Below are 1,939 nucleotides of genomic sequence, written 5' to 3' on the forward strand. Positions count from 1 at the left end.
CCATCCAGCCAACTGTGTTCACGGTGTGGGCACCGACAGAAGATGCCACTTTGCCAGCGGGTGTTTCGGTGTGAAAGGTGCGGCCTGGAGATCGACAGGGATCTGAATGCTGCTCGAAAGCTACATGCTGCGGCACCTAAGCCGCTGCAAAGATCAAGCCAGGAGAGCTGAATAGGATAGAGATCCGCAGGAGCTAGTTAGCCAGCAGGTGCGCTATTTCCAGCGGCTTTATGTTTGGCGCCTGCCGAGGCAGAGTTGACCTGGCTGCAAGCCCCAGCGCGCTTGACCGATGAAGAAATTCTCACGCTGGTTCGAGAGGTGTTTTTGCCCTTGGGGATCGATGGTTTTCGCCTCACCAACGGCGAACCTCTGCTCAGGCTGGGCTCAGATGTGGCCCTCACACCAACAGCTTCAACCTCAGTCAAAAAACCCAACTTCTCTATGGGGCGGGGCTACGCTGCATCAATGATCACAGATTGGGATCGCTGGCAGCAGATCTAGGCCAGAATCCAAGTTGCCCACCAAGTGGGGTTCGATGTTTCAGATTAGCGACTAGCCAGGATAGGGGATCCGCAGAAGCTGGTTAACAGGGGGGTTGACCACTTGCACTTCTTTCCCGTCCGGCCACTGGATCTGGATTTCCTTGACCACCGTCTCGGATCCTAGGCCAAAGTGGGCCACCGGCTCCATTTGGCAGAGGTAGCCGCTGCCGGCATCGATGGGCCGAATCTGCAGGCGGCCAGGAGTTACTAGCCGCACCAGAGCGCCGCGGGCTGGGGATCCCTGGCGAGTTAGGGGCAAGACCCTCAGCCAGTTATTGGCATTAGCCAGGGGCCGGTAAAAGCTTAGAGGCTGGGCGCCCGATTCCCCGTGGGCAATGAGCAGCTCCAGGCGCCCATCCCCATCCACATCCGCCACCGCTGCGCCTGTCCCCAGTCCCTGGGGCTCAGCTGCCTCCCCAATATCGATAGCCTGCCAGGAGCCGGAGCGCCAGCCAAACAGGCGGTTGGGCTCACCGATGTTGTTAAAAAACAGCTCCGGGTAGCCGTCGTTGTCGAAGTCGGCAGCGATGACCGTGCGGATGCGGGAGGGCCTGGCCAGCTCGGGGGGAGCCACGTTTTTGAAAATGCCACTGGGGGTTTGGATCCAAAGGCGATGCGGCCCTTCCCAATTGCCGTACACCAAGTCCAGCCGCCCGTCCCCATCCAGATCCACTGCTGCCACGCCGCGCCCGTGCTCGTTGGGATCCGCCAGCCCCACCTCGGCGGCGATTTCCTCAAAGGTGCCATCCCCGCGGTTGCGGAACAAAAAATTGGGCCCCTGCTCGTTGACGGCGAAAATATCCATCCGCTGGGAGACCAGAGGCACGGCCACCAGCCCTCGCCCACCTGTAATCCGGTTCACCCCCGCCTCGGGCGCTACATCAGCGATCATCTGGTTGGAGCCCAGCTCGTAAAGCCGCATGGGGCCGCCGTAGTTGGCGACGAAGAACCCGTACTGTCCCCGGCCCAGGCGATCCACACAGGCCACCGAGCGTCCGGCAGTGAGGTTGAGGGCATCTTGGTTGTGGGGCAGCGAGAACAGATCCACCCAGCGGGAGCCCTGCCAGTCGAAGAGGCGATCCCCAAAGCGCTTGCGCCCGCCGAAAGTATCGGTATTCAAAACGTAGAGTTCTTCTTGGCCGTCACCGTCAAAGTCGCCAGCAGCTACCCCAATGGCCATGCGCCCCGCATCGGCCAGGGTGTCGTCCACCAGATCCACCAGCGCCTGCCCGTTCCACTTCAAAACCCGGTTCGGGCCGCGGAAGCCGCACACAAATAGCTCAAAAGCCCCGTCCCGATCCAAGTCGCAAACGGCAACCCCATAGAAAAGGGCAGGCGGGTTGAACTGGATGAGGGAGCTGCAATCGCAAAACATGGGGATCCCGTCCGACGGCTGG

At 61.0% G+C, this 1,939-nt stretch carries 3 protein-coding genes; 2 read left to right on the plus strand and 1 reads right to left on the minus strand.

Going from position 1 to position 1,939, the window contains the following annotated elements; translation table 11 throughout:
- Nucleotides 1-12 precede the first annotated feature (12 nt).
- Together NW860_RS03905 and NW860_RS03910 are read left to right on the plus strand one after the other, a co-directional pair.
- The gene (locus NW860_RS03905) at nucleotides 13-171 is read left to right on the plus strand and encodes a zinc ribbon domain-containing protein (RefSeq protein WP_414512618.1); all 159 of its coding nucleotides are present in this window, start codon (nucleotides 13-15) and stop codon (nucleotides 169-171) included.
- Between the two features lie 63 nt (nucleotides 172-234).
- Nucleotides 235-501 (plus strand): hypothetical protein, encoded by a 267-nt coding sequence (locus NW860_RS03910; RefSeq protein WP_414405075.1) that lies wholly within the window; start codon nucleotides 235-237, stop codon nucleotides 499-501.
- A gap of 51 nt (nucleotides 502-552) precedes the next feature.
- Here NW860_RS03910 and NW860_RS03915 read toward each other — a convergent pair.
- A partial coding sequence (locus NW860_RS03915) for a CRTAC1 family protein (RefSeq protein WP_414512512.1) occupies nucleotides 553-1,939 on the minus strand: 1,387 nt, incomplete at its 5' end.

It is taken from the genome of Synechococcus sp. F70.1, from assembly GCF_047502745.1.
In the GTDB taxonomy this organism is placed as follows: Bacteria; Cyanobacteriota; Cyanobacteriia; order Thermostichales; family Thermostichaceae; genus Thermostichus.